We start from the raw sequence: 24,028 nt of genomic DNA on the forward strand, positions 1-24,028 counted from the left end.
ATCTTGAGGCGAAAGATAGATGGCGGAGATCTGTGTTGCAGTAATTTTGGGAATTGGCGTCGGTGAAAATTGATAGCTAGTTGTCGTCTCAACAGTATTGAGATAAATTGTCGCACTCGTCCGAAAAACTTGCTGAGATAATTCGCTAGTCACGAATCGATCGCGTGCTGGAATTTCTCGATCGAATCCCGTCACAAAAGCTTCTAACTGCCGCTCCTGTGTCAGTTGGGTAATCTGTTTAGTCGGATTTTGGGCATCGATTTCGACCGATTTGACATTAGCCGCACCTAGATAAGCCTTGGCAATATTTAAACCATTAAAGGCGCGATCTGCAACAAGTTTGGGCTTGGGTAAATTAGCCTTCAGTTGTGGTAATTTCAACGGCGCAGACTTGACAGCTTTAGTCGGATCGGTGGATACAAATTGGACGGTAAACTCGATCGGTTTATCGATATATTGACGATTGCTCTCGAATCCTGGTGTGACAATTTCCGGTGCTAACGGTGCAGTTTGTTCGAGTAAAGTACTAGTCGCAATCCACCGTCCGCGAAACCACTCAGGATAGCTTAATTCGCCTTCATGCTGGCTCAATTGGGGCTGGGAATTCCAATTGGGGTATCGATCGATCCTGTCGCTCAAAACTCCAGCAATCGCGCTCTGAGAGATATAAAACCACAGCACGATCGCCAAGATCGAAATTTTACGGACTAAACTATACATATCTCGATCGAAACTCATTCCCGACTAAACTGTTGGCAGTACCTTGCATTGACCGTAATAACGCAGCAAATGATCGCACAAGACTAACGCCACCATCGCTTCCACCATCGGCACCGCACGGGGCAATACACATGGATCGTGTCGGCCTTTGGCGGCTAGGGTTGTCTCTTCGCCCGCTGTGGTGACGGTATTTTGTTCCTTGCGAATAGTGGCAGTGGGTTTAAATGCGACCCTGATGATGATATTTTCGCCATTGGAAATGCCGCCTTGGGTACCGCCAGAACGATTTGTCCGCGTCCGAATTTCGCCATCGGCATCGGTGTAGAATTCATCGTTATGCTCGCTGCCTGTCATCAGGGTACCTGCAAACCCCGAACCGATTTCAAAGCCTTTCGTCGCGGGTAACGACATCACACCCTTGGCGATATCTGCTTCCAACCTGTCAAATACCGGCACGCCTAAACCTTTGGGGACATTGCGCACCACGCATTCTACCACGCCGCCGATCGAGTCGCCCTCACGCCCGATCGCTTCAATGCGATCGATCATCTGCTCCGCACAGGTTAAATCGGGACAGCGGACGATATTACTCTCCACCTGTGCCATCGTCACGGTGTTGCTATCGACAGTAGCTTCGATATCCTGAATCCGTTTGACATAGCCGATGACTTCGACGTTATTTACCATAGCGAGAATCTTCTTGGCAATTGCTCCCGCCGCTACGCGTCCAATTGTCTCCCGCGCCGAAGATCTGCCGCCACCTTGCCAGTTGCGAATCCCATATTTAGCATCGTAAGTCGCATCGGCATGTGAAGGACGATAAGTTTGCACCATCTCATCATAATCTTGCGACCTGGCATCTTTATTTCTAACCAGGATGCTAATCGGCGTGCCTGTCGTCTTGCCTTCAAATACCCCCGACAGAATCTCACAAGTATCTGTCTCCTTGCGAGGTGTCGTAATCTTACTCTGACCTGGACGCCGCCGATCGAGTTCGACTTGGATTTCTGCCGCACTAATCTCAACTAGTGGCGGACAACCATCGATGACGACACCAACCCCACCCCCATGCGATTCGCCATAGGTCGTAATTCTAAATAAATGCCCAAAGGTGTTGCCCATCGTATTTGCGGATCGATTTACGGTGATTAATTACTAGTTTATCAGGCTGGAACATTTTGGGTAGCGATCGAATGGTCTGGGAGCAATCTTGAATCGAGAGTGTCGAACTAAATCTCAAAATTTCATGTTGACACTTCCCTACTTTCTAACATCTTGACTTGAAAAACCTCACTAAAAACTTTGATAATTTGTTGACGTACTAAATCGGGATCGATATCAGGAATAAACTGCGCCATACTGCCCACAGATCGATCGCAGATCCCACAGGGAACGATGCGATCGAAGCCGCTCAGATCTGGGCAGACGTTTAAGGCGAAACCGTGCATCGTAATCCACCGACTAACCTTAATCCCGATCGCGGCAATTTTACGACCTTCTACCCAAACTCCAGTCAAACCCTCAATCCGTTCGCCATTGAGATCGTGCAAAGCTAAAACTCGAATGACAACTTCTTCTAGTTGTCTTAAATACCAATGTAAATCCTGTTGGTAATAACGTAAGTTGACGATCGGATAAGCAACGATTTGACCCGGACAGTGATAAGTCACTTCACCGCCACGTTCGACGCGGTATAACTCATATTCAGTTTGGAGATGGTCGAACTTCACGAAGTCAATATTAGAACCAGTACCGAGTGTATACACGGGTGGATGCTCCAAGATCACCAAGGCATCAGCGAGATCGGGATCGACCATCCGTTCTTTTTGCAGACATTTTTGCCAAATCCAAGCAGTTTGATAATCAATTTCTTCTTGATTGAACACCAAACATTCACGTTTGTTTTTCGATAAGTTTTTAGGGTAAGTTAGCATTGTTTTGAGAAAGCTTGAGGTTTAAAATAGATAACAAAAAAACGATTGCAAATAGAACTAAGCCGATCGTGCAAGCATAACTGAGATCGGGATTGCTCGAACCAAAGCCTTGTTGATACAAGTAATAGACGACAGTTTTAGAACTATTGCGCGGCCCACCTTGGGTCATCACATAGACTTCTTCAAAGATCTTGGTCGCAGCGATCGCCGAAATTACCGCCACTAATAACATATAAGGCCGCATCAGCGGAATCGTAATATCCCAATGCTTGGTATAACGATCGGAACCATCGATCGCTGCGGCTTCATATAAGTCGGCAGGAATCGATTGCAATCCGGCTAAATAAATAGTCATATAGTAGCCCAATCCTTTCCACACCGTGACCATCATCACGCTAAATAATGCCAGTCCGGGGCTAGTCAGCCACGGAATTGCCGGAATGCCGACAACTTTGAGTAGTTGATTGAGCAGACCATTTTCTGCATAAATAAACTTCCAGGCAATCCCTGCCACCACCATCGAAATAATGACCGGCACGTAATAAGCCGCTCGAAAGAAGCTCATGCCCTTAAGCTTTCGATCGACTAAAATCGCTAGTAATAAAGGGACGAAGACCAAGATCGGTACGACACCACACAAATACAGCACCGTATTTCTAATTGTTTGCCAGAATACCGCATCTTTGGCCAAACGCGCAAAGTTGGCTCCACCCTGCCAACTAGCGGTCTCCGCGATCGGATCGTAATTGGTAAAGCTCAAATAAAAAGCCTGCAATGCTGGCAAAAATACCGTTATCCCCAGCATTAACAACGCTGGGGCGAGAAATAAGTAGGGCGTCCAGTTAACTTGGCGGCGGCGAATCATAGACAGATGAGTAATTGAGGTACTGAGATCCCGTGTATCAAATATTTAACTATCTTAACTATCTCACCCGATCGGCGAGTAACTACCAACATTACGGCAATAAGCGATCCCTGGTTCCAATTTTGTACTATTGTGTAGAAAGAACCAATGTAGAGATCGCGATCTCCTAACGGTTCTACCCTCTGCTCAACAGGCACAACTCGGAAAATCTTCATGTTTGGTCTTATCGGTCACCTTACCAGCTTAGAACATGCCCAATCAGTCGCTAAAGACTTAGGCTTTCCAGAATATGCCGACCAAGGGCTGGACTTTTGGTGCAGTGCTCCACCGCAAACAGTCGATCGCATCAAGGTGACGAGTATTACCGGACAACAGATCGAAGGCTACTATATCGAGTCTTGTTTCTTGCCAGAAATGCTGGCAACCCGCCGGATCAAAGCTGCCATTCGCAAGATTCTCAATGCAATGGCTCACGCCCAAAAACAGGGGATTCAGATTACCGCTTTAGGCGGCTTTTCCTCAATTATCTTTGAAGAATTCGACCTTCACCAAAATAAACAAGTCCGCAACATCGAACTGGACTTCGACAGATTTACCACTGGCAACACTCACACTGCCTATATTATCGCGCGGCAGGTCGAACAAGGTGCGGCCAAACTCGGACTCGATCTGAGCAAAGCTACCGTAGCCGTAATTGGGGCGACAGGCGATATCGGTAGTGCTGTGTGTAGATGGATCGACAGGCGCACCAATATTGCCGATATTTTACTCGTCGCTCGCAATCAAGAACGCCTCCAAAATCTCCAGTCCGAACTAGGACGCGGGAAAATCGTCAGCTTGGAGGAAGCCTTGCCTCAGGCTGATATCATCGTCTGGGTAGCGAGTATGCCCAAGGGTGTCGAAATTGATGCTGCAACCTTAAAGCAACCCTGTTTGCTAATCGATGGTGGCTATCCCAAAAATTTGGGCACTAAAATTCAAGCTCCCGGCGTATATGTGATGAATGGGGGCATTGTCGAACACTCCCTCGATATCGATTGGAAGATCATGAATATCGTCAATATGGACGCTCCCGCTAGGCAACTATTCGCCTGCTTTGCCGAAGCCATGCTGCTAGAATTTGAAAAACTCCACACCAGTTTTTCCTGGGGACGCAATCAAATCACGATCGAGAAAATGGAACAAATCGGCCAAGCCTCTCTCAAGCATGGCTTTCGTCCGTTACTATCCTTCGTTGGGGGATAGGAAATAGGGGATAGGGAATAGGGAATAGGGAATAGAGGATAGGGGACGCAAGCGTCCTTTTACCCATTACCCATTACCCATCTACCCATCCACCCATTCACTTTCTAACCCCTATTCTCTATTCCCTATCCCCTATCCCCTAAATGGCTGGTAACGAAAAGAAGCCCTTTTTATTAGAATTTGAAAAACCGTTAGCAGAATTGCAACAACGGATCGATCAGATTCGCGAACTTGCTGAAGAAAGTAGCGTCGATATCTCCAGTCAGATTCTGCAATTGGAGACTAAATACGTGCAACTGCGCGACGAGATTTTTAGTAGCCTCACGCCAGCTCAACAGCTTCAGCTCGCCCGACATCCCCGCCGTCCTAGCACGCTCGACTACATTCAAGCTATTTGCGATGAATGGATCGAGTTGCACGGAGATCGGCGGGGGAAAGACGATCCGGCTTTAGTGGGCGGTGTGGGTCGGTTAGCCGGAATTCCGGTCGTGTTATTGGGGCATCAAAAAGGGCGAGATACCAAAGATAATGTCGCCCGCAACTTTGGGATGGCAGCTCCAGGCGGCTATCGCAAGGCGATGCGGTTAATGGAACACGCCAATCGGTTTGGAATGCCGATTCTAACTTTTATCGATACGCCTGGAGCTTGGGCGGGGTTAGAAGCAGAGGAGTTGGGTCAGGGTGAAGCGATCGCGTATAATCTGCGGGAGATGTTTCGGTTAGAGGTACCGATTATTTGTACCGTCATCGGTGAAGGTGGCTCCGGTGGAGCGTTAGGGATTGGGGTGAGCGATCGATTGATGATGTTCGAGCATGCCGTTTACTATGTTGCTAGTCCCGAAGCTTGTGCCTCGATCCTGTGGAAAAATGCGGCCAAATCGGCTCCCACTCCAGCACAGTTAGCAGAAATAGTCAAAAATACTTCCCAAGCTGCCGAAGCTCTCAAAATTACGGCCAAAGATCTGAAAAATTTGGGCATTCTCGACCAGATTCTACCAGAACCGCTCGGTGGCGCACATGCCGATTCGGTACGGGCGGCGGAAGTGCTCAAAGATGCCATTCTCAAGAATCTCCATCAATTGCAATCGCTCTCAGCTACCGAATTACGATCGCTCAGATACGATAAATTCCGGCAGATGGGTGTATTTGAAGAACGCACTCAATAGCAGTCGATCGGTGTTAGTAATACTACCGACGATCCATGATGCTTCCATGCGGAAAATCGATGTTATAATTAAAACCGCAACAAAAATTTACACAAGGCTCAAACCCGAGCAAACTACTTGGACTAGATGAATTCGATCGCCAAAACTAATCGAACGGCACTAATTACCGGCGCAAGTAGCGGCATTGGCAAAGCCACTGCCCTCGCCCTTGCCAAAGCTGGCATTAATCTCGCACTGGTAGGTCGATCGCAAGAGAAATTAACAGCCGTAGCGCAAGCTGCTACGGCTGTTGGTGTAATTGCGAACACTTATGCGATCGATTTGTCTCAACTCGATCGAGTCTCGGCCCAAATTGCCGAAATTGCCGCCGTATCGGACAATTTAGACATCCTCATTAATAATGCAGGAATGGCTTATACCGGAACCACTGGCGATACTCCCTTGGCTGATTGGCAGCGCGTCATCGACCTGAACCTCACCAGCGTGTTCCAGTGCATCCAAGGGATTTTGCCCCACATGCGCCAGCGTAAATCCGGCCTGATTGTCAATATTTCGTCGATCGCGAGCAAACAGGTATTTCCCAATTGGGGCATCTACTCCGTTAGTAAATTTGGGTTGACGGCACTGACCCAGGCAATTGCCACCGAGGAGCGAAGTAATGGCATTCGCGTCACCACAATTTGCCCTGGTTCTGTAAATACTCCGCTCTGGGACACTAGCACTGTCCAGGCAGACTTCGATCGACAGGCAATGTTAACAGCAGAAATGGTGGCCGAAAGCATCCTTTATGCCGTTCTCGCCCCCAGTGGTGCCGTAATTGAAGAACTGACGATTATGCCCAGCGGTGGCGCGCTCTAATCGGAGATCGGCTCTCATCTACCAATTCAGTCCAATTAAGTTTATTTCTACATCCATATCTGGCAAAACATGACTATTTCATCTCCTAAAGGTAGTAACTCCACAGATAACGATTCTTCGGACAAGAGGCTAGGCAAAAAGCTCGGCAAGATCGATCCTAGACCCGATCGCAACACCCACAACGGCGAGCCAGTCCAAATTCACAACCCCGAAGAAGTCAGCCTGGAAGACATGATGGCCTCAGTCCGACAGATTATTCTCGGAGTAGGTGAAGATCCCGAACGCGAAGGTTTATTAAAAACGCCCAAACGCGTCGCCGAATCAATGCGCTTTCTCACCAGTGGCTACAATCAATCGCTCGATGAGATTATCAATGGTGCCATCTTTGATGAAGGTCATAATGAAATGGTGTTGGTTCGCGACATCAACTTCTTTAGCATGTGCGAACACCACATGTTGCCATTCATGGGTAGAGCGCATGTTGCCTACATCCCCAACCAAAAAGTCGTTGGTTTGAGCAAACTCGCCCGCATCGTCGATATGTACTCCCGCCGGATGCAAGTCCAAGAACGCCTCACCCGTCAAGTTGCCGAAGCTCTGCAAGAAGTCCTAGAACCCAGAGGTGTAGCGGTAGTCATGGAAGCCAGCCACATGTGCATGGTGATGCGCGGCGTCCAGAAGCCTGGAGCCTGGACGGTAACTAGTGCGATGTTAGGCGCATTCCAAGAAGATCAACGCACGCGTGAAGAGTTTCTCAATCTCATTCGCCATCAACCAGCGTTTATGTAGAGAGTTGGGAGTCGGGAGTTGCGTCTCTCGCTCGTCGGGTTTCCCGACGGTTTAGAGAGACAAGACAGGGAGTTGGGAGTTGTAATTTCAGTCAGGACAGGGAGTTAATTGCAGGTTGCCGATCTATGGCAATCCGATTGCTTTCAACTCTTAAATATCCCGATCTTATTCTGCTCCCAACTCCGTACTCCCAACTCCCCTCCGTTTTCGGCACCTCTCCGAACAATATTTAACCTCATCCCAGTTTGACTCCCACTTTTTACGCCAAGTAAATGAGAGGTTGCACACCGGACAGATTTTAGTAGGTAGATCGGCCTTCGATCGATGACGTGGCATGATAGTTCTTCGTAAATAAATGTATAGTGAGTAGCTCTCTCCATCATATTCGGATTGTCTTAGTCGAGCCAGCCGGAGCCTTAAATGTCGGCTCGATCGCGCGGGTGATGAAGAATATGGGTTTGACGCAATTGGCGATCGTCAATCCGCAGTGTGAAGTCTTGGGTGAAGAGGCGACTCGCATGGCAGTACACGCGATCGATCTCCTCGCAGCCGCGCGAATCGTTCCCGATTTACCCACGGCTTTAGCTGGTTGTACGCGAGTCATTGCTACGACTGCACGCGATCGAGCCATTCCCACCCAGCTCGAAACACCTCGGCAAGCTTTGCCCTGGCTGGTGGAAAGTGCCGAACCGACGGCATTAATCTTCGGACGCGAAGATAGTGGTTTAACCAATGCCGAATTAAATTATGCCACCCGCTATATTCGGATTCCGGTTGGTTCGGAATACAGTTCGCTCAACCTGGCACAAGCAGTTGGGGTTTGTGCTTATGAGTTGCAAATGTGTGTAACTAATCCCAACGATAATTTGCTAACGAATCTAACACCGACATCCACACCAACAGACATCGCACCTGTCGAAGTAGTCGAAGGTTATTATCAACAATTAGAAAGCCTTCTGTTGGACATTGGCTATCTATTACCCCACACCGCCGCCAATCGGATGGAAAAGATTCGCCGCTTGTATAACCGCAGCCAACTTTCGCCAAATGAAGTGGCTTTGCTGCGCGGAATTTTGAGACAAGTCAGTTGGGCTGTCGATACTGCTAAATCGATCGATCCTCAATAACTCGATCGATCTTTGCTCTAGCTACAAACCCGACTTCTCGAAGAAGTCGGGTTTGTGTTGTCTAGTGTCTGTGTGCTAAACAGCATAGTTATTGCCATTTTATTTCTCCTTGAAATAGAACGCCAAAGCTAAAGAGACGATCGCGGTCAAAGAATTAATCAATAATGGCAACGTATCCTTAATCAGAGCAGTATTGGATTGAGGATAAAAAGCACCTAAACCAATCAATAAAAACTCCGCCAATAGAGAAACTCCAAAAAATACAAGTAGGGTAATAGCTATTCCGCCCCTTGCCCCTTCTCTTTTTTGGGCGATCCAGTCTTGGATTTCTTGTTTAACTTGGGGTTGAAGTGCTCTGTCTGTAGGCTCGATCGGTCTTTGACTATCTGAGATTTCTAGAGATTCAATGGAAGCAAAAGATCCGCCATGTAGCGCATCATTAAAAGGCACATCAGAAATATAATCAGCTACGTCAAGTGAGCCAGAAATCTCAATGCGGATTGAGTCTTCGGTTCGATCGATTTGAGTCATTGGGATTTAGAGAGTGGGAAACTAGTCCACCCCCAAATCTATCGAAATAGCACTTCACGAATCTCTTTGTCGGGTTTCTGGAGCAAGACTTTCGAGCCTTCGAGCCGCTCTTTGAGGAAGTATACATCTGTGGCGATCGCGCGCCGGATGGCTTCATTTTGAGAGATGCCCTGACTTTGTGCCAAAAATTCTAATAGTTCGACAGTCTCACCGGATAACCCGATCGACATTCGCTTGGTACTTGGAGTAGATTTAGGAGCAGTGTTATCTGCGATCATGTTAATAGTCATAAACCGTATTCCCTAAATTGTGGCAAATTCATCCACTCATAGTATAAATCATACACCAAATCTAAACCAAAACCACGTCATTAACTCACTGCATAAAAATCCCCTCCCAGGAGCGGCGGTTTTATTCTGGGGTTCCCCCAGAATAAAAAAACCGACAAGACAGGGGTGCCCAACGGGCGGGGTGGGTTCACCATCCTCGATCCTAATCTCGATCGATCCGAACGATCGATCTTTACTGGTGTCGAGCGAAGATCTACCCACCCCGTCCTACGGACACCCCTCCGTGGAGGGGATTTTAACTAAACACCTTTGACTTCGTCGAGCAACACTTCTAAAGCTGCGGTAGCCATCCGCGCGCCGGGAATCGTCACTAATTGGGACGAAGCTAACGAACCCAATTTACCAGCCGTCGCCCAATCCATGCCATTGGTAATGCCATACAATACTCCACCTGCGTACATATCCCCAGCACCGACAGTATCGATCGCTTTGACAGGATATGGAGCGATTTCTAGTAATGTTTGACCGTCAAAAATTAGCGAACCTTTAGCACCAAGGGTGAGAGCAAAAGTTTTGGAAATGGTTTTTAAATACGCGATCGCGCTGGTTAAATCTTGAGTGCCAGCCATCTCGAAAGCTTCGCTGTCATTAGTGAATAATAGATCGACACCACCGCCAAGCATCTCTAGTAGTCCTGGTTTGAAGAACTTAGCCATGTTTTGGTCGGAGAGTGTCAGCGCGACTTTTTGTCCGGCATGAGTCGCAATTTCTCTGGCTTTAATTGCCGCTTGCTTGCTAGATTCGCCCGTGACTAAATAGCCTTCGATATAAGTATAAGTAGAGTTGGCGATCGCCTCTGGAACTAATTCGATATTTGACAAACTTGAAGAAATACCGAGGAAAGTATTCATCGATCGATCGGCATCGGGAGTCACAAATACCAGACATTTACCTGTGATTCCGGATTCGGGAGGATGGGACTTGAGATTGGTATCGACACCGCATGCAAGTAAGTCGTGCAGATAATATTCGCCCGGTTCGTCATTCGCAACTTTGCAGGAATAAAAAGCTTTACCACCAAATTGACTCACCGCGACGATCGTATTGGCACCCGAACCGCCACAGCTCCGCTTGCTCGCAGCATCACCCAACCGCGCTAAAATTTTGTTCTGACTGGCTTCATCGAGTAGAGTCATCACACCTTTATCGATGCCTAGTTCTACCAGTACTTGTGGCTCGACTTCACACTCAACATCGAGCAGCGCGTTACCTAGTCCGTATACGTCGTAGCGGGTCATAAAATTTGCGATCGAGGTGGATAAATAACAGGATACTACTCCATCGCTCGATCGGATCCGATCTGAACGGGTGAACTTTGTCCGAATGGCAGCATTAGTGCTGTTTGATTCATTTTCTAGTACCGATCTGTCGGAAACACCAATGCGATTCTGCTAGAGTTAAAACAGATATTCGCTCTCATTCATATGTCATATCTTCGTTCTTATCTCAATCGACTGCTACTCGCCGTCGTCACGATTACTCTTTCCATCGGGACGTTCGTACTTCCCGCTCAAGCTACGGCTGTTTACGAAGTTCCGGCTGTCTCTGCTGGCGTACCGACATGGGTAGTCGATAAAGCTGATGTATTGAGCTTATCGACTAAAGGTACAGTTAAAGGTACGTTAGCACAACTGGCTCAGCAGACAGGCAAAGAAGTCCGCTTTGTCACCATCCATCGCCTCGATTATGGCGATACGATTCAAACTTTTACTGACAAACTATTCAAAAAATGGTTTCCAACTGATGCCGAGCGCGCTAATCAAGCCCTGATTGTCTTGGATAATGTCACCAATACGATTGGCATTCAAACTGGATCTGAGGTCAAACCGATGCTAACAGAGGCAATTGCCACTAGCATTACTGATGAAACGATGCAGGCACCGTTACGCGGCGGAAATAAATACAATCAAGCTTTTATCGATGGTGCGGACAGACTTGTTGCCGTGTTATCTGGCCAACCAGATCCAGGCCCACCAGTCATTATTTCGACACCAGAAGTCGGTAGAACTTATCTTAAAGCGGAAGAAACCGAAGCCAATCGCACTAACTTTTTAGTGATTGTCATCGGGCTACTAATTGTTGCGACGGTGATTCCGATGGCAACTTGGTGGTGGTATCAAAATCAAAGTTAGAGATCGGTTATTGGTAATGTGGTTATTGGCGATCGATAATACTAGCTATCGCATTGTCACTAACCATTAGCCCCAAGTTTTTTAGTCTTGAACGTACTCTGCTCCCGAGAGTAAAGCCAGTTCCGCTCGCACGAATTCTCGCCCTAGATAAGCGGCATGGTCTAACATACTAACTGGTGAGGGTTGAGTTTCTTCAAAGATTTTTACGCATAGTTCCTTGGCTGTCCGTCCTACATACAGCTTAGTATTAGTGCGATTTACTTTCCTTTTGGCGGGAATTACTTTACCAGTTTCGGGATCGACAGCTAACCCTCGATCGTTGATGACATTAGTACAGTGCTTGGCACAGATTAAACCATCTGCTGAATCGACATAAATAATAAAGTAGCCATCGGGATCGAGCGCGATCTGGCGATTGGATAGTTCGCTATCGATCGCTGTTAAATTGTTGGTTAATAATGTCATATGTGCGAGCTTAAATATTTACATTAGATCTAGATTTACCGATTTATTGGCGATCTGGGTCGGTTTGGGGCTAATTTTCGATCTTTTTTGGCAAAAATGTTAGCTCCCAGACTGATTAAATGCGTGCTATATGCCAAGCTATCATCAGATTTAACTATTAGTAAGCTCTGAAGTCGATCGTTTGTACTTAACTATTAATGCGGGTTTACGTTTGTAGAAACTTTGAAAATCTCGATCGTGATGCTCGAATAGCTAGGATCGATCGGATGTTTGGGGTGTTGTGGCGGAGATCTATCTACCCACCCCGCCCTACGGGCACCCCTGTCTTGAGGTTTTTTTATTCTGGGGGAACCCCAGAATAAAACCGCCGCTCCTGGGAGGGGATTTTTCATTGTAGGTTGGGTTGAGCAAAGTGAAACCCAACGCACCCACAGATCGATTTTGGGGATGTTGGGTTTCGTTCCTCTGCTTGGTGCGCTGTCTTGTCTCTCTTCCATGGTCGGGGAACCCGACCGGAGAGAGCCGCTTCCATGGTCGGGACACCCGACCGGAGCGCATCCGCAAACCAACCTACAGATCTTTCAACTTTCAATTTTCAACTCCGTTGCGATCTTCATGGGGAGATCTTGATTGATGGCGACGATTTGTTGTTGCTGTAATTCGTTGGATTCCTCTAGATGATCGCGTAATATCTGCCCGAAGCGAGGATGATAAAAGCGGTGTAAACTATAATTAGCCGTCGCCGGAAAACCGCGTCGTTTCTTGTGTCTGCCGCCTGCGCCGGGATCGAATATTTTGATGTCATTTTGAATCGCCCACTCGATCGGGGTATAGTAGCAAGCATCAAAATGGAGACAATCGATCTCATTACTACTACCCCAATATCGACCGTATAATCGATCGCCTTTAGTAATACAAAAAGACATCCCGACAGGTACCGAGGGATCTTCACCCGTTGCCGTGACAAATACCACCCGATGCCGATATTTCGCATGCAACCCGTCAAAAAATTCGGGCGTGAGATACTTACTACCCCACCAGCCGAATTTATCGCAAGTATCGGCATAAAAATCATACATCTGGGCAAATAACTGCGGCGTTATCTCTTCGCCAGTGACGGTCGTGAGATTCAAACCGCCTTCACTGACAGATTTACGCTCCCGTTTGATATTTCGCCGTTGGTTGGCATTAAATGCTCCTAAATAATCATCAAAATTCTGATACTCGTGATTTTGCCAGACATAATTGTGATTGACCCAAGTACTATATCCGTATGCATTCATCTGCGATCGCCATTCAGGATCGACATATAAAAAGTGGCAGCCAGATAACCGATGGGTTTTGCAAAAATCATCGATCGATCGCACCATTAATTCGGTAATCTGGGCTTCATCAGTTCCGGGCGCAATTAAAAATCGATAGCCTTCGGCAGGCGTAACTGGAGACATCCCCACCAATTTGGGATAATATTTAATCCCCATCCGCTGCGCCAACTCTGCCCACTGATTATCGAAGACAAATTCACCATAACTATGTCCCTTGACATACAAAGGTGCGGCTCCTACCAATATTTGTCCCTGCCAGACTGTCAAATGTGTCGGCAACCACCCTGTTTCGGCGGTGACGCTGCCCGAAGTCTCCATATTATTCAACCACTCCCATTCTAGAAATGGTGTCTTTAACGGTACAGCTAGCGCATCCCAATCTGCTTGAGGAATGTCTGCTAAGTTATTGAACCAGCGAACCTGATACGAAGATAGAGACATTGTTGCTTTGTTGCGGTTGGGCACTTATATATTCTAGCCAAACCGCATCAGTCTGGCATCTGTAGCCATCGCCCTGTATCGATGCCAATAGGCTGGATCTAGTTACCATCCATTTCAAATCGATCGTTTCAGTCTTGATATCTCTCAATTTATAGAGGCTCTCAACACAATCTTTTCTTTATTATTACAGATAGTTAAATCCGATTGGCACCGAAAAATCTCCGATCGAGAAGTCAATATCTAGCGTTTGTGGAGATGCTACACATCAAACACCTCCAAAACAATTCTAATTTTATAATGTAACTAATTGACGAGAGTAATCTATGGCTATTTGGAAGATTTGGTTACTTACCTTTGGCTCGATTCTACTCATTTGGTTCCTTGGTAACTGGCTGTTATAGTCATTTCGAGTAAGTCTGAGACAACCCGATTCAATCGAAGCCTTTACAACCAAGGGCTTTGGAAAATCTGACTGCCTCAATTTTATCTGGAATGACTATATAAGGGATCTCGACGATCGATAATATGACAATTCGATCGAAAATCTGCAACCAATCGAGCCGATCGAGCAATCGCTCGATCGGTTGTCCGGTAAACAAAATCAAAGCTTTGGCATGGCGATCGAGATTACTTGGAAGCTTTTGGAAATTATCGATGAGTCAACAAATATTGACCATTCCCATTGTATTCACCATCACAGGTGGCAAAAGCCGTAGCTAACAGCAATAAATAAAATCTCCAAATTCGTCGAAATTTAGCATAATTCATGCCGTAGTCTAAAAGCTTGACAGTCGATTGAGCAGCATCAAATCGTTCTAGCCAGGTCATGAATGTTTGATGATAATTCATCCCATTTAGGTACCACCGATCGACAGTTTGGAGGTCGCGATCGTGACTGGGAATTGCATCGTAGTTCCAGTAGCGACCGTGCGGGAAAATATACTTGTGGGTAAACCCAGATGACATATTATTCGGAATCCGGGCGGTAATTAGATGAATGAATACCTTCCCATCATGTTCTAGTAGGGATGCAAGCTTTTGGAGTGCGTTTGTCAAATTTCCCACATGGCAAAAAACGCCGATCGACAGAATCTTATCAAATTTTTGGGCAAACTGCACCTCATTCAAATCCCCTTCATGTAAAGTAAAGCGACCGCCACTCAAATAGCTCTGGGGATCTTGCATTTTATGTCGGATATATTCGCACTGATGATGGCTGAGATTCACACCGGTAAATTGCACATTCGGAAATTTAGACATGATGTAATTGGGGACACAACCCCAGCCACAACCAAAATCTAAAATCCGTTCGCCATCGACAATTTCTAATCGTTCGATGACTCGATCGAGCATTTGCATTTGTGCTGATTCTAAATCGGTGGCTCCATCCTCCCACAAAGCCATACTGTACTTGGGATAAATAACCGGCCAATCTCCCAACATCTGATTGAGCATGGCTTGAGGTAAGTCATACTGCACCTGCATCAGTTCTCGTGAAGACTCCGCCAACCGATCTGATTCGCTTAACACCCATTCATAGGGAGCGAGTAAACCTGGAGCATGTTTGAATAAGATCGGCATCGATGCTTGCATCATCGATCGAAAGACCGCATCTGGAATTTCTGCTCCATTAATATAAGCTTCTGCCAAGGTCATTTGGGTTGCATTGAGAACGCTCGCCATCAACCGGGTTGTTTTATAGCCTAATGTGCTATGGAGCTTCGCATTGTTACCGATCGGGGAATATTGTGGAGTTGCTGGATATAGATTTTTAACAGTCATTTTAGTTGCGCTCCGCTGACAGACATTTTAGTTGCGCTCCGCTGACAGATTCGATTCTCCTGGGGGAGAGGCTACGCCAACGACTACCAGATCTTGGCAGATATCCTCTCTACCTAAAATCGAGCTAGGAAATATATTTAATGCTGAGAAAAACTCACTCCGGTAAACTTTGAATCTAACAGTTAAGAGCGAGCGATTCTAGAAAATAATTAGTCGTGCAATATTATTTGTACCTGCCACCATTAAATCAAACAAGTATGAGGAAGTTGTGAAGATGTGCTGGTCGTGCTGCTTTAAATTAGGCAGCGGGCGATCTGGCGATCGAGTCTTTGATACATACTGAAGATCGCAGCAATTCAGTATAAAAGTTTAAAGTTTCCTGTTGCCAGACTGTCTTCGTTCGCTGGTGGTGTCCGCTTGGTAACGAGTAAAACTCCCGTCCTATTTCGATCGAAAATAACAACCCCTCAACAAAGCTCGGATTTGTTGAGGGGTTGCTAAATATCTGCTATCGAGTGGGTTTCAAGATAAAACAAGGGACTTTCGATCGGTCCCCATAGCGTCCTAGCTGGCTACATAGTCGCGGAAACTACTATGCCGACGCCGGAAATGGGAGAGTGCTTGATGCTCCAATTGCCGCACGCGCTCGCGGCTGAGATTGAGAATTTCACCGACTTTGGCTAAGGATAACTCGCTACCGCCCTCCAGCCCAAACCGCAAATTAATCACATCTCGCTGCTGGTTGGTTAGCTCGTCGAGAGTCGTTTTGAGTTCTTGCCGCAGCGACTCTTGGACGGTGTATTTTTCTGGCGAAATGCCACCATCTTCAAGCAGTTCTGAGAGTTCGGTATCTTGCCTGTCGCCAACTTTGGCATCGAGCGAAATTGGCGAACGGGAGATGCTGAGATATTCCCGAATTTGAGCGGGTTCGAGTGCTAGCTCGACAGCTATTTCCGCCGAAGTCGCACTGCGTCCGAGTTGCTGGGATAATTCCCGTTGGGTTTTCTTGATTTTATTGAGCTTTTCGGTAATGTGAATCGGTAAGCGAATCGATCGACCTTGTTGGGCGATCGCGCGAGTGATCGCTTGACGAATCCACCAGTAGGCATAAGTCGAGAACTTATAACCGCGACTGGGATCGAATTTTTCGACGCCCCGTTCCAATCCCAAGGAACCCTCCTGGATCAGATCGAGAAATTCGAGGTTGCGCTTTTGGTATTTTTTGGCGATCGCCACTACCAACCGCAGATTGGCCGCGATCATTTTTTGCTTGGCTTGATGACCGAATCGCAATAACCGATCGAGTTCGGTTTCGGTGACTGTCGCCGCATTCGCCCATTCTATCGGCGTCGGCGTTCGGTCTAAGGTCTGCTCCAGACTCTGCTTGACCTCTTGTAAGAGCATCATCTGCTGCACTTGCTTACCGTAACAAATCTCTTGCTCTTGGGTGAGCAGTGGCACGCGACCGATTTCATGGAGATAGGTGCGCACCATATCGCCTGTATATTTGGGTTGACCGATCGTTCGAGTTTTTACACTAGGCATGAGTTTGTATTTAACTCCCTTTACAAGTGGCTGATAAAACTTTTTACACACTACTCCTCTATACTCTTCACCACGCGATGCGCGTTTTCCCGAAAAGATCTCGAAGATCGATCGGCGTGAATTTTGAGTTGACGTGTGTCGATCTCGGCAAAGCTATAGCTGGATTAAGCTCTATCTGCCGTTAGCCATCTAGACGTAGATCTGTCGCTTAAAGTTCTCTAGTACTTAAAAACATATCAGTTTTTCTGAATCGGAAAAATTAATTAATCATTAAGTTAGGTATTAGGCTTTAGTAAATTTATGATTCTTTGGTGTGTTATCGCGCAGCGTAACGCACCCTACAATATTCTTCAGCCTAAAGCCTAAAGCCTAACTCCTACTTCTGAAACCATAAGAAGCCCGTCTGCATCAGACCGACGAGAAAACCCAGGACGCCGCCAAGATTGACAATGCCTTGGAGTTCGCTTTTGACAATACCTTGAATTCCAGCTTCTAGCTCGGCAGGAGATGTCGCTTTAACCCGATCGATAATTACTTGGTCGATATTTAAAATCGGGATAACTTGGGTAATAATTTGTTCGAGATCGCGTTCGAGATAGCGATCGATAATAATCGCGAGTTCTGCGCTGACAACATCCAAAGATGAGGTCAAAATCGTCGAGTTGCGCAACCGACCGATGACGACATTGGCAATCCCATCCCAATCGATCGAATCGGTCAACCCTTGAATTAATTCGACACCTTTGCTTTGAATATAAGCTCGAACGGTAGAACTGACGGTTTTGCGGAGTTGTTTGACAGTGGCGACGGGTAAATTTTGAAGCGACAGCTCGCGTAATAATTCTTGACCGCGATTGCGGATATTCAGCGCGACAATCAGTTTGGCAATAATCTGGTTGGCTTTTTCGCGATCGTCCAAGCAGAACGTTCGCAGCCGACCGAGCGCGTTTTTGACGCCGAATAAGTTGGCGACGACCCAATAAGTACCGCTACTTTGTTCGCGCAAACCTTCGTCAATGACTTGAATATTGCGATCGGTCAGAAAATCGACGATCGCCAACCGCAGCACTTCTGGCGGTAAAATCACATTAATCAGCCAGTCGGCTAGTTGTGCCGCCTGTCCGTCAGTCAGCTCGAATTCGAGGATGAGTCGATCGAAAATCCGCTCGATTTGTGGCTCTAGAAAGTCGGGTTTACGCGCTAAAACCCGCAGCCAACGCGGAAAGGATTCACCGAGTAAATCTTTGAGAATATTGGCGAGGACTTTGACCGTTTTTTGTTCTTTATCCGACTGAATTCGATCGAGTGCGAGTTGGATCAACCAGGTAATTGCTGCTTGGACGCGATCGACTTCGAGCAATCGCTTGGCAATCTTTTGCAGCTCTACGGGAGTGAGCAGCGAACCCATAATCGTATCAGAAATCCGCGTCGCCAAGCGTTCTTGGTTACTCGGAATCAATCCAGGCGTAAACGGCAGTTGGTATTTACCAATGTATTTCGCCGTATAGGGCCGAAACAACATCTTGATCGCGACATCATTGGTAAAATAGCCGACAACAGCACCAGCCAGAGGCGGGGTCAAGTAAAGCCACAGTTGGAACAGGGACAATGGATTCTCACAGATGGATCTGGGTTGATTCTATAATTATACCCATCCTGTCGCTGCTATTGATGATGAGATCCGCTTCGGGGTGGCGGTTATCCGCAAAACTTGGACATGGGTGTTAAATTAATTGAGAATTGCGGATCGATCGCCTTCGGCGGGGCAAAGCCCTACGCGCGGAGGTTTCTGACCCATGGCTTGCACCAAGCAGAGAATTGAGAATTGGGTTGTTAGGATGGGGATTTAAACCCCTGCTTCTTGTTGATGCATTTTCACCGCAACCCTTTGTAAATACTGTAAACGAAGCAATTAGACTTTTCAGACATCCTCTAAAGCCTAAAACCTAAAGGCTAACCCCAAGTCTAAAATAGTAGATGGCGGCAAACAGGGAGAAACAAGATGTGCGGACGATTTGTACGATCGAGTTCGGCAGCAGCGATCGCGAAAGCTTTTGGAGTACCAGAGAGCGACATTCCAGGCAGTAGCTATAATATTGCCCCCACTCAATCAGTGGCAGCGATCGTTCGATCTCCAGATGAAGGATTGCAGCTTCAGTCGCTCCGCTGGGGACTGATTCCTAGCTGGGCAAAAGATCCGGCGATCGGCTCTAAATTAATTAATGCTAGAGCCGAAACTATTGCTGAAAAACCCTCATTTCGATCGGCCTTTCGGCAGCGGCGATGCCTGATTGTGGCGGATGGTTTTTATGAGTGGCAGCAAGTGCCCAGCAGCCGCCAGAAGCAGCCTTATTTTATCGGGTTACAAGATGAGGGGTTGTTTGCTTTTGCTGGCTTGTACGAGCACTGGCATAGCCCTGAAGGAGAAATCGCGAACACTTGCACCATTATTACCACTACAGCTAACGATCTGGTCGCGCCGATTCACGATCGCATGCCAGTCATCCTCTCGCCCCAAAACTACGATCTGTGGCTCGATAATAACTCTAAAATCGATCGACTCCAAGAGTTACTCGCGCCCTATCCCGCTGCTGCGATGCAGGTTTATCCAGTCAGTCGGAGTGTCAATAGTCCCAAAAATAACAGTCCTGAATGTAAGCAGCCGCAGGTTGCCTAAATTGCGGCGTGATGTGTCCCTAGATTCCGAACCGATCGGCGATCGAAACATCCGGTTTAGTCATCACAAATATAGCTCTAACTTATCGATCGATTTGAATTATGTGTAGATGATAAAAAAACCCGCTCGAACAGATACTTCGCGCTATGATACAAAGCTAATCGCTACTGTCTGAGTAGCCAGAAGTAATTTACCGAGAAGATGGATCGCCAGCACTTTTACCAGATCCCCACACCGATCGATCGTCATCCTTATCTCCAGTGGCATGTAGATCCGCGACTCAGGCGTTATATCTACCAACGTATTCCGGACGATCTAGCAGGATCGCAAGTTGTGGGTATCGCCCAGATCCTAGTGGTAGAATTGTGCGAACTTTCCAGTCTGGATTTGCCAAGTTACACACCCGCGCAAAGATGTCTGAGCGGCTGCATCACGGCGTTGTTGGCACAGACGCTATTCTTAAGTCGGGGCATCGGTAGCAAGGTTCACAGTCAGATCCGCAGGCAAATCTTTGAACCGCTCAAATTCCATTGTCAGGAAGTCGAGTTATCAGATATTTATCAGACTGGTTCGATCGTCATTTGTCATCCCGCTCAGTTTCTGCGAAATTTTCAGCCCGATCGATTGGATTGGTACCAGAGTTTTACTACCTATAGTTATTACAAGTTTCGGCAATCATTAATCGATCGGTTGCGGACATTGCCGAATGCAACAGATTTTAAGCGGACGAATCTGGGGTTGCTATATCGCAGCAGCATTGAAGCTGCGCTTCGAGAGCACGAGCGGGAGGGGTCGAGGTTTGAAGGATTATTACTCTTGCATCAATGTTTTCGGGAAGCGGTAATTGCTAAGCAATTTGTCACTAATAATCCCCAACTAAATCATTATGACGCGCTGCTGGCGAGGTATCGATCGCAGCCAGCCAGTGTGCAGTTAGCAATAGTCGATCGAGCAATGGCGATCGAATTGTTGCAGTATCTGGGCAATATCCTCCGCAACTACAAACAAATCGGTACTTATTCATTAGATATACCCGTCGGCGAACCCGATAGCGGCACGAATTTTGGAGATCTCCAAGCTGCGCCGCAAGTAAGTGGGACGAGTGAAGATTGCGAAACTAGAGAGCGAGCAATTCAGCTTTTCGATCGACAGCCACCCAACTGCATCTTCCTGCTCGTCTTCGGATTAGATCTGGATCAAACCGAAGCGGGAATCGAGTTGGGTGTTCACCAAACCACGATCGGGCGGCAATCCAAGCGCGAGATCTCCAAATTGGCACAGGAATTTCATCTCGATCGCACGCCAGTCGAGTCAGAGCGAGAGTTATCGGCTGAAATTTTGGCTAAATATATCAATTATTTGACGTGGGTTTGTGAAAACTATTACCCGACATTACTCGCCGATCTGTTGGCTGAAATTATCGAAGAGGATCGGATTGAGTCGCGTATTATGAGTGTCTTTATCGATCGGATCGAAACGCAATGGCAATTTAAATTCAAACCAGATGGTGTGGGTTTACAGAAAATCGCTGCCTTCATCCAGCAGCACCAGCAGATCGGTAAATAGGCTGTAGGTTGGGTTGAGCCTCGAAACCCAACGCACCCAAAGATTACCTCCGGTAGGCTTCGCCAACGATTGTGTGGATGTTGGGTTTCACATTCGTTCAACCCAACCTCCGGATCCAGGGTATCCACGAGGGGCACCCCTACAGGTTAATTGTGTGCAGGGGTGCCCCGTCTTGTCTTGACGCATCGACCGGGAGGAAACCTCCCGGTCGATGCGTCGCTGACTGAAACACATGCGGAGGAAACCTTCGCGTGATTTCAGTTGCCGTCTTGACGTTTTTTTATACGGGGGGAACCCCCGCATAAAAACGCCGCTTGTGGGTACCTGCCGATATTTGCTGTTCCCACTCCCCTATTTTCCCAACTCCCTGCATATTTGCAAATTACTTGCCCGATAGGAATGTAAATCCCCAAATCGTTCTACCTCAAACATGAAAATCACCGTCCTGACTGCCCTCTTGCTTGCTACCCACCTGCTCCCCGCGATCGCCGCTGCGCCCAGGGTCGAGCGGCCATTACCATCCCATCGGCTAGCCGATGCAGCTACCGAAAATAACCCGCTTACCCCCCAACAAATCCGCGCCCACTCTACCCAGATTGCAGTGAGGATTGTGGCGGAAAATAATAATGGCGGTTCGGGAGTATTAATTGGCAAAAAAGCGGCAAAAGGTGCCCCAGGATCGACTACTTATCTGCTCCTCACGAACAAGCACGTCATCGGCAGGAGTACCAAATTTCAAATTCAGACTGCCGATGGCAAACAACATACCGCTCAACTGGTGCCAAACACCCAAATTAATCCTAAGTACGACGTCGCACTGCTGCAATTTACCAGCACTCGGAAGTACCAGCTTGCCGATCTCCAATACGATACGGGCACGGCGATCGCGACAACGCGCCAGATCTATAGTGCGGGATTTCCCTTCGACTCTGCCCAACTTAGGTTTACCACCGGACAAGTCTCTCAACTCTCTGACGTACCGCTCGATGATGGCACTCAAATCGGCTACGTTACCGATAAAGGTGAAAAGAACATTCGCCAAGGGATGAGCGGGGGGCCAGTATTAGCGATTAGTGGTGGGAAGGCAGTCGTCGTCGGCATCAATACGATCGGCGCGGCACCTTTGCTACCCAGTTACACCTACTTTGATGGTACTAAACCAAATCCCAAGCGCGCGGCGGAATATACCAAGGCTAATTGGGGCATCCCGATTTATAACGTCCTCTCCCAACTAAATCCCGACATTCTTTATCAATACGACAATCTGCCCAAGGTGCAACGGCAAGTCACGCCAACGGGATATATGGCGCAACTCAACCGCCAAACCCGCCAACAAACGGTCAGGATCGAAGCTAATGGCGGTAATGGTTCGGGGGTCATTGTCGCCAAGCAGGGTAGTACCTACTACGTCCTGACTGCCAAACACGTCGTGTTCGATCTCTACAAAACTAAGCAGCTTTATACAGATATTAAAACGATTACGCACGAACAGGAGAGTTACACCATCCAGCCGACCGATATTACCCTAGCGGAGGGTCTAGATTTGGCGGTCGTCAAATTTACGAGTAATGCGAACTATCCAGTTGCCGCACTGGGTAACTACAGCCCTCGCAAAGATGCGACTGTCTTCGCTGCTGGATTTCCCGATCGTCTGCGCATCGATAGTCCCCTGTGGCAATGGCAACTCAATCCAGGTAAGAATATTGGCGATCGAGAATTTAGCAAATTTCAGACTCAAGATAAATTCTCATTTGAGAGTGACGGGTACGATCTGATCTACACCAGTATCAGCTACGGGGGGATGAGTGGCGGCGGGATCTTCGATACCGAGGGTAGAGTTATCGGGATTCATGGCAAGGTTGAAGGGGACGGCGGTAGCAAGCAGCAAGAATGGAATAAAGATCTCAGTTTTGGCAATAGCTTGGGGATCTCGATTCAGAGTTTTATTGGGTTAGCGACAAAATTAAAAGTTAGTCCCCAATTACTCAATACCAGTAAAAATATGGCCCGAGACTTAAATGCTAGCGAACTGGCGACCGTCGTTGCCGTAAGGGATACGATTCCCCAACCGCCAGCGGATGGTAGTGCCAAACAATGGTTGCAATATGGCAACCAACTGCACCGAGTCGGCAAATACGCCGATGCTGTTAAAGCATTCGACATCGCGATCGCCAAAAGTGACGGATATCAGTGGGCTGGCTATTATGGCAAAGCGCGGGCGTTTAGATCTGATAACAAATACCCCCAAGCTTTAGCCGCAATCTCCAAGGCGATCGCGACTATTCCTGCTGAAGGTCGCCGCACGCATTACTACATGTGGCAAAGACAGAGTGATTACTATCTGGAGTTGAGAAAATATAATGAAGCCATCACAGCGATCGATACAGCGATCGCTTTAGAACCCACCGATCTGCTCTTATTTATGACTAAGGCGCGGGTGTTCAATCAGGATCGAAAATATCCACAAGCGATCGCGATTTACGACAAGCTAATCAAAAACCAGCCAGAAA

At 47.4% G+C, this 24,028-nt stretch carries 23 protein-coding genes; 9 read left to right on the plus strand and 14 right to left on the minus strand.

All coding sequences use genetic code 11. The annotated features are described in order from the left end of the window. From RMO84_RS18665 to RMO84_RS18680, 4 genes are all read right to left on the minus strand, one after another. On the minus strand, positions 1–720 hold a 720-nt coding region (locus RMO84_RS18665; protein ID WP_310489940.1), incomplete at its 3' end, for a DUF6816 family protein. Positions 721–744: 24 nt separating this feature from the next. Then, positions 745–1,842 (minus strand): chorismate synthase, encoded by a 1,098-nt coding sequence (gene aroC / locus RMO84_RS18670; RefSeq protein ID WP_310489941.1) that lies wholly within the window; start codon positions 1,840–1,842, stop codon positions 745–747. A gap of 122 nt (positions 1,843–1,964) precedes the next feature. Further along, positions 1,965–2,654 carry a lipoyl(octanoyl) transferase LipB gene (lipB, locus tag RMO84_RS18675; protein WP_310489942.1) on the minus strand — a complete coding sequence of 230 codons (690 nt, stop codon included), beginning with the start codon at positions 2,652–2,654 and terminating at the stop codon, positions 1,965–1,967. After that, complete coding sequence (locus RMO84_RS18680; RefSeq protein ID WP_310489943.1) at positions 2,638–3,519, minus strand: sugar ABC transporter permease; 882 nt, start codon at positions 3,517–3,519, stop codon at positions 2,638–2,640. Before RMO84_RS18680 ends, lipB begins: the two co-directional genes overlap by 17 nt. 213 nt (positions 3,520–3,732) lie before the next feature. On the opposite strand from RMO84_RS18680, the gene RMO84_RS18685 reads away from it, so the two are divergent. The 4 genes from RMO84_RS18685 (at position 3,733) to folE (ending at position 7,577) form a co-directional block, all read left to right on the plus strand. Continuing rightward, on the plus strand, positions 3,733–4,764 hold the full coding sequence (locus tag RMO84_RS18685) for a long-chain acyl-[acyl-carrier-protein] reductase (protein WP_310489944.1): 1,032 nt from the start codon (positions 3,733–3,735) through the stop codon (positions 4,762–4,764). Between the two features lie 143 nt (positions 4,765–4,907). Further along, positions 4,908–5,930 carry an acetyl-CoA carboxylase carboxyltransferase subunit alpha gene (locus RMO84_RS18690; protein ID WP_310489945.1) on the plus strand — a complete coding sequence of 341 codons (1,023 nt, stop codon included), beginning with the start codon at positions 4,908–4,910 and terminating at the stop codon, positions 5,928–5,930. Between the two features lie 126 nt (positions 5,931–6,056). Beyond that, positions 6,057–6,788, plus strand: a complete 732-nt coding sequence (locus tag RMO84_RS18695) for an SDR family oxidoreductase (protein WP_310489946.1) — start codon at positions 6,057–6,059, stop codon at positions 6,786–6,788. Positions 6,789–6,857: 69 nt separating this feature from the next. Next, entirely contained in the window at positions 6,858–7,577 is a 720-nt protein-coding gene (gene folE / locus RMO84_RS18700; protein WP_310489947.1) for a GTP cyclohydrolase I FolE, read from the plus strand. 165 nt (positions 7,578–7,742) lie between these two features. On the opposite strand, the gene RMO84_RS18705 is transcribed toward folE, so the two are convergent. Further along, on the minus strand, positions 7,743–7,913 hold the full coding sequence (locus tag RMO84_RS18705; protein ID WP_310489948.1) for a DUF2256 domain-containing protein: 171 nt from the start codon (positions 7,911–7,913) through the stop codon (positions 7,743–7,745). A 26-nt stretch (positions 7,914–7,939) separates the two neighbouring features. Between RMO84_RS18705 and RMO84_RS18710 the strand changes: the two genes are divergently transcribed. Beyond that, a complete protein-coding gene (locus RMO84_RS18710) occupies positions 7,940–8,704 on the plus strand; it encodes an RNA methyltransferase (protein WP_310489949.1) in 765 nt (254 codons plus the stop codon). Positions 8,705–8,803: 99 nt separating this feature from the next. Here the strand turns inward: RMO84_RS18710 and RMO84_RS18715 are convergent, their stop codons facing one another. The 3 genes from RMO84_RS18715 to RMO84_RS18725 all read right to left on the minus strand — a co-directional run bounded on the left by RMO84_RS18715 (position 8,804) and on the right by RMO84_RS18725 (position 10,823). Further along, positions 8,804–9,235 (minus strand): hypothetical protein, encoded by a 432-nt coding sequence (locus RMO84_RS18715; protein WP_310489950.1) that lies wholly within the window; start codon positions 9,233–9,235, stop codon positions 8,804–8,806. 38 nt (positions 9,236–9,273) lie between these two features. Next, positions 9,274–9,525 carry a ribbon-helix-helix protein, CopG family gene (locus RMO84_RS18720; RefSeq protein WP_310489951.1) on the minus strand — a complete coding sequence of 84 codons (252 nt, stop codon included), beginning with the start codon at positions 9,523–9,525 and terminating at the stop codon, positions 9,274–9,276. 299 nt (positions 9,526–9,824) lie between these two features. Then, positions 9,825–10,823 carry an adenosine kinase gene (locus RMO84_RS18725; protein ID WP_310489952.1) on the minus strand — a complete coding sequence of 333 codons (999 nt, stop codon included), beginning with the start codon at positions 10,821–10,823 and terminating at the stop codon, positions 9,825–9,827. Positions 10,824–11,009: 186 nt separating this feature from the next. Here RMO84_RS18725 and psb32 point away from each other — a divergent pair, with 186 nt between their 5' ends. Then, positions 11,010–11,717: a photosystem II repair protein Psb32 gene (psb32, locus tag RMO84_RS18730; RefSeq protein ID WP_310489953.1), complete on the plus strand. Its 708-nt coding sequence runs from the start codon at positions 11,010–11,012 to the stop codon at positions 11,715–11,717. An 81-nt stretch (positions 11,718–11,798) separates the two neighbouring features. Here the strand turns inward: psb32 and RMO84_RS18735 are convergent, their stop codons facing one another. The 6 genes from RMO84_RS18735 to RMO84_RS18760 all read right to left on the minus strand — a co-directional run bounded on the left by RMO84_RS18735 (position 11,799) and on the right by RMO84_RS18760 (position 18,884). Further along, the gene (locus RMO84_RS18735) at positions 11,799–12,182 is read right to left on the minus strand and encodes a DUF4346 domain-containing protein (protein ID WP_310489954.1); all 384 of its coding nucleotides are present in this window, start codon (positions 12,180–12,182) and stop codon (positions 11,799–11,801) included. A gap of 581 nt (positions 12,183–12,763) precedes the next feature. Next, a complete protein-coding gene (locus RMO84_RS18740) occupies positions 12,764–13,948 on the minus strand; it encodes a GNAT family N-acetyltransferase (RefSeq protein ID WP_310489955.1) in 1,185 nt (394 codons plus the stop codon). 431 nt (positions 13,949–14,379) lie between these two features. Next, positions 14,380–14,547, minus strand: a complete 168-nt coding sequence (locus RMO84_RS18745; protein WP_310489956.1) for a hypothetical protein — start codon at positions 14,545–14,547, stop codon at positions 14,380–14,382. 49 nt (positions 14,548–14,596) lie between these two features. Further along, positions 14,597–15,730 carry a class I SAM-dependent methyltransferase gene (locus RMO84_RS18750; protein WP_310489957.1) on the minus strand — a complete coding sequence of 378 codons (1,134 nt, stop codon included), beginning with the start codon at positions 15,728–15,730 and terminating at the stop codon, positions 14,597–14,599. A gap of 564 nt (positions 15,731–16,294) precedes the next feature. After that, positions 16,295–17,275: an RNA polymerase sigma factor, RpoD/SigA family gene (locus RMO84_RS18755; protein ID WP_310489958.1), complete on the minus strand. Its 981-nt coding sequence runs from the start codon at positions 17,273–17,275 to the stop codon at positions 16,295–16,297. A gap of 376 nt (positions 17,276–17,651) precedes the next feature. Further along, a complete protein-coding gene (locus RMO84_RS18760) occupies positions 17,652–18,884 on the minus strand; it encodes a DUF445 family protein (protein ID WP_310489959.1) in 1,233 nt (410 codons plus the stop codon). A gap of 393 nt (positions 18,885–19,277) precedes the next feature. Here RMO84_RS18760 and RMO84_RS18765 point away from each other — a divergent pair, with 393 nt between their 5' ends. The 3 genes from RMO84_RS18765 to RMO84_RS18775 form a co-directional block, all read left to right on the plus strand. Then, a complete protein-coding gene (locus tag RMO84_RS18765) occupies positions 19,278–19,952 on the plus strand; it encodes an SOS response-associated peptidase (RefSeq protein WP_310489960.1) in 675 nt (224 codons plus the stop codon). A 201-nt stretch (positions 19,953–20,153) separates the two neighbouring features. Further along, the gene (locus RMO84_RS18770) at positions 20,154–21,518 is read left to right on the plus strand and encodes a hypothetical protein (RefSeq protein WP_310489961.1); all 1,365 of its coding nucleotides are present in this window, start codon (positions 20,154–20,156) and stop codon (positions 21,516–21,518) included. A gap of 430 nt (positions 21,519–21,948) precedes the next feature. Next, positions 21,949–24,028: tetratricopeptide repeat-containing serine protease family protein (locus RMO84_RS18775; RefSeq protein ID WP_310489962.1), on the plus strand; the 2,080-nt coding region annotated here is incomplete at its 3' end.

Origin of the sequence: Chamaesiphon sp. VAR_69_metabat_338 (assembly GCF_031423935.1) — a bacterium.
Lineage (GTDB): Bacteria > Cyanobacteriota > Cyanobacteriia > Cyanobacteriales > Chamaesiphonaceae > Chamaesiphon.

Coding starts and splice junctions, on each gene's coding strand:
- aroC (WP_310489941.1), bottom strand. CDS start 1,842: ATGGGCAACACCTTTGGGCATTTATTTAGAATTACGACCTATGGCGAA.
- lipB (WP_310489942.1), bottom strand. CDS start 2,654: ATGCTAACTTACCCTAAAAACTTATCGAAAAACAAACGTGAATGTTTG.
- RMO84_RS18680 (WP_310489943.1), bottom strand. CDS start 3,519: ATGATTCGCCGCCGCCAAGTTAACTGGACGCCCTACTTATTTCTCGCC.
- RMO84_RS18685 (WP_310489944.1), top strand. CDS start 3,733: ATGTTTGGTCTTATCGGTCACCTTACCAGCTTAGAACATGCCCAATCA.
- RMO84_RS18690 (WP_310489945.1), top strand. CDS start 4,908: ATGGCTGGTAACGAAAAGAAGCCCTTTTTATTAGAATTTGAAAAACCG.
- RMO84_RS18695 (WP_310489946.1), top strand. CDS start 6,057: ATGAATTCGATCGCCAAAACTAATCGAACGGCACTAATTACCGGCGCA.
- folE (WP_310489947.1), top strand. CDS start 6,858: ATGACTATTTCATCTCCTAAAGGTAGTAACTCCACAGATAACGATTCT.
- RMO84_RS18705 (WP_310489948.1), bottom strand. CDS start 7,913: ATGCCACGTCATCGATCGAAGGCCGATCTACCTACTAAAATCTGTCCG.
- RMO84_RS18715 (WP_310489950.1), bottom strand. CDS start 9,235: ATGACTCAAATCGATCGAACCGAAGACTCAATCCGCATTGAGATTTCT.
- RMO84_RS18720 (WP_310489951.1), bottom strand. CDS start 9,525: ATGACTATTAACATGATCGCAGATAACACTGCTCCTAAATCTACTCCA.
- RMO84_RS18725 (WP_310489952.1), bottom strand. CDS start 10,823: ATGACCCGCTACGACGTATACGGACTAGGTAACGCGCTGCTCGATGTT.
- psb32 (WP_310489953.1), top strand. CDS start 11,010: ATGTCATATCTTCGTTCTTATCTCAATCGACTGCTACTCGCCGTCGTC.
- RMO84_RS18735 (WP_310489954.1), bottom strand. CDS start 12,182: ATGACATTATTAACCAACAATTTAACAGCGATCGATAGCGAACTATCC.
- RMO84_RS18740 (WP_310489955.1), bottom strand. CDS start 13,948: ATGTCTCTATCTTCGTATCAGGTTCGCTGGTTCAATAACTTAGCAGAC.
- RMO84_RS18750 (WP_310489957.1), bottom strand. CDS start 15,730: ATGACTGTTAAAAATCTATATCCAGCAACTCCACAATATTCCCCGATC.
- RMO84_RS18755 (WP_310489958.1), bottom strand. CDS start 17,275: ATGCCTAGTGTAAAAACTCGAACGATCGGTCAACCCAAATATACAGGC.
- RMO84_RS18765 (WP_310489960.1), top strand. CDS start 19,278: ATGTGCGGACGATTTGTACGATCGAGTTCGGCAGCAGCGATCGCGAAA.
- RMO84_RS18770 (WP_310489961.1), top strand. CDS start 20,154: ATGGATCGCCAGCACTTTTACCAGATCCCCACACCGATCGATCGTCAT.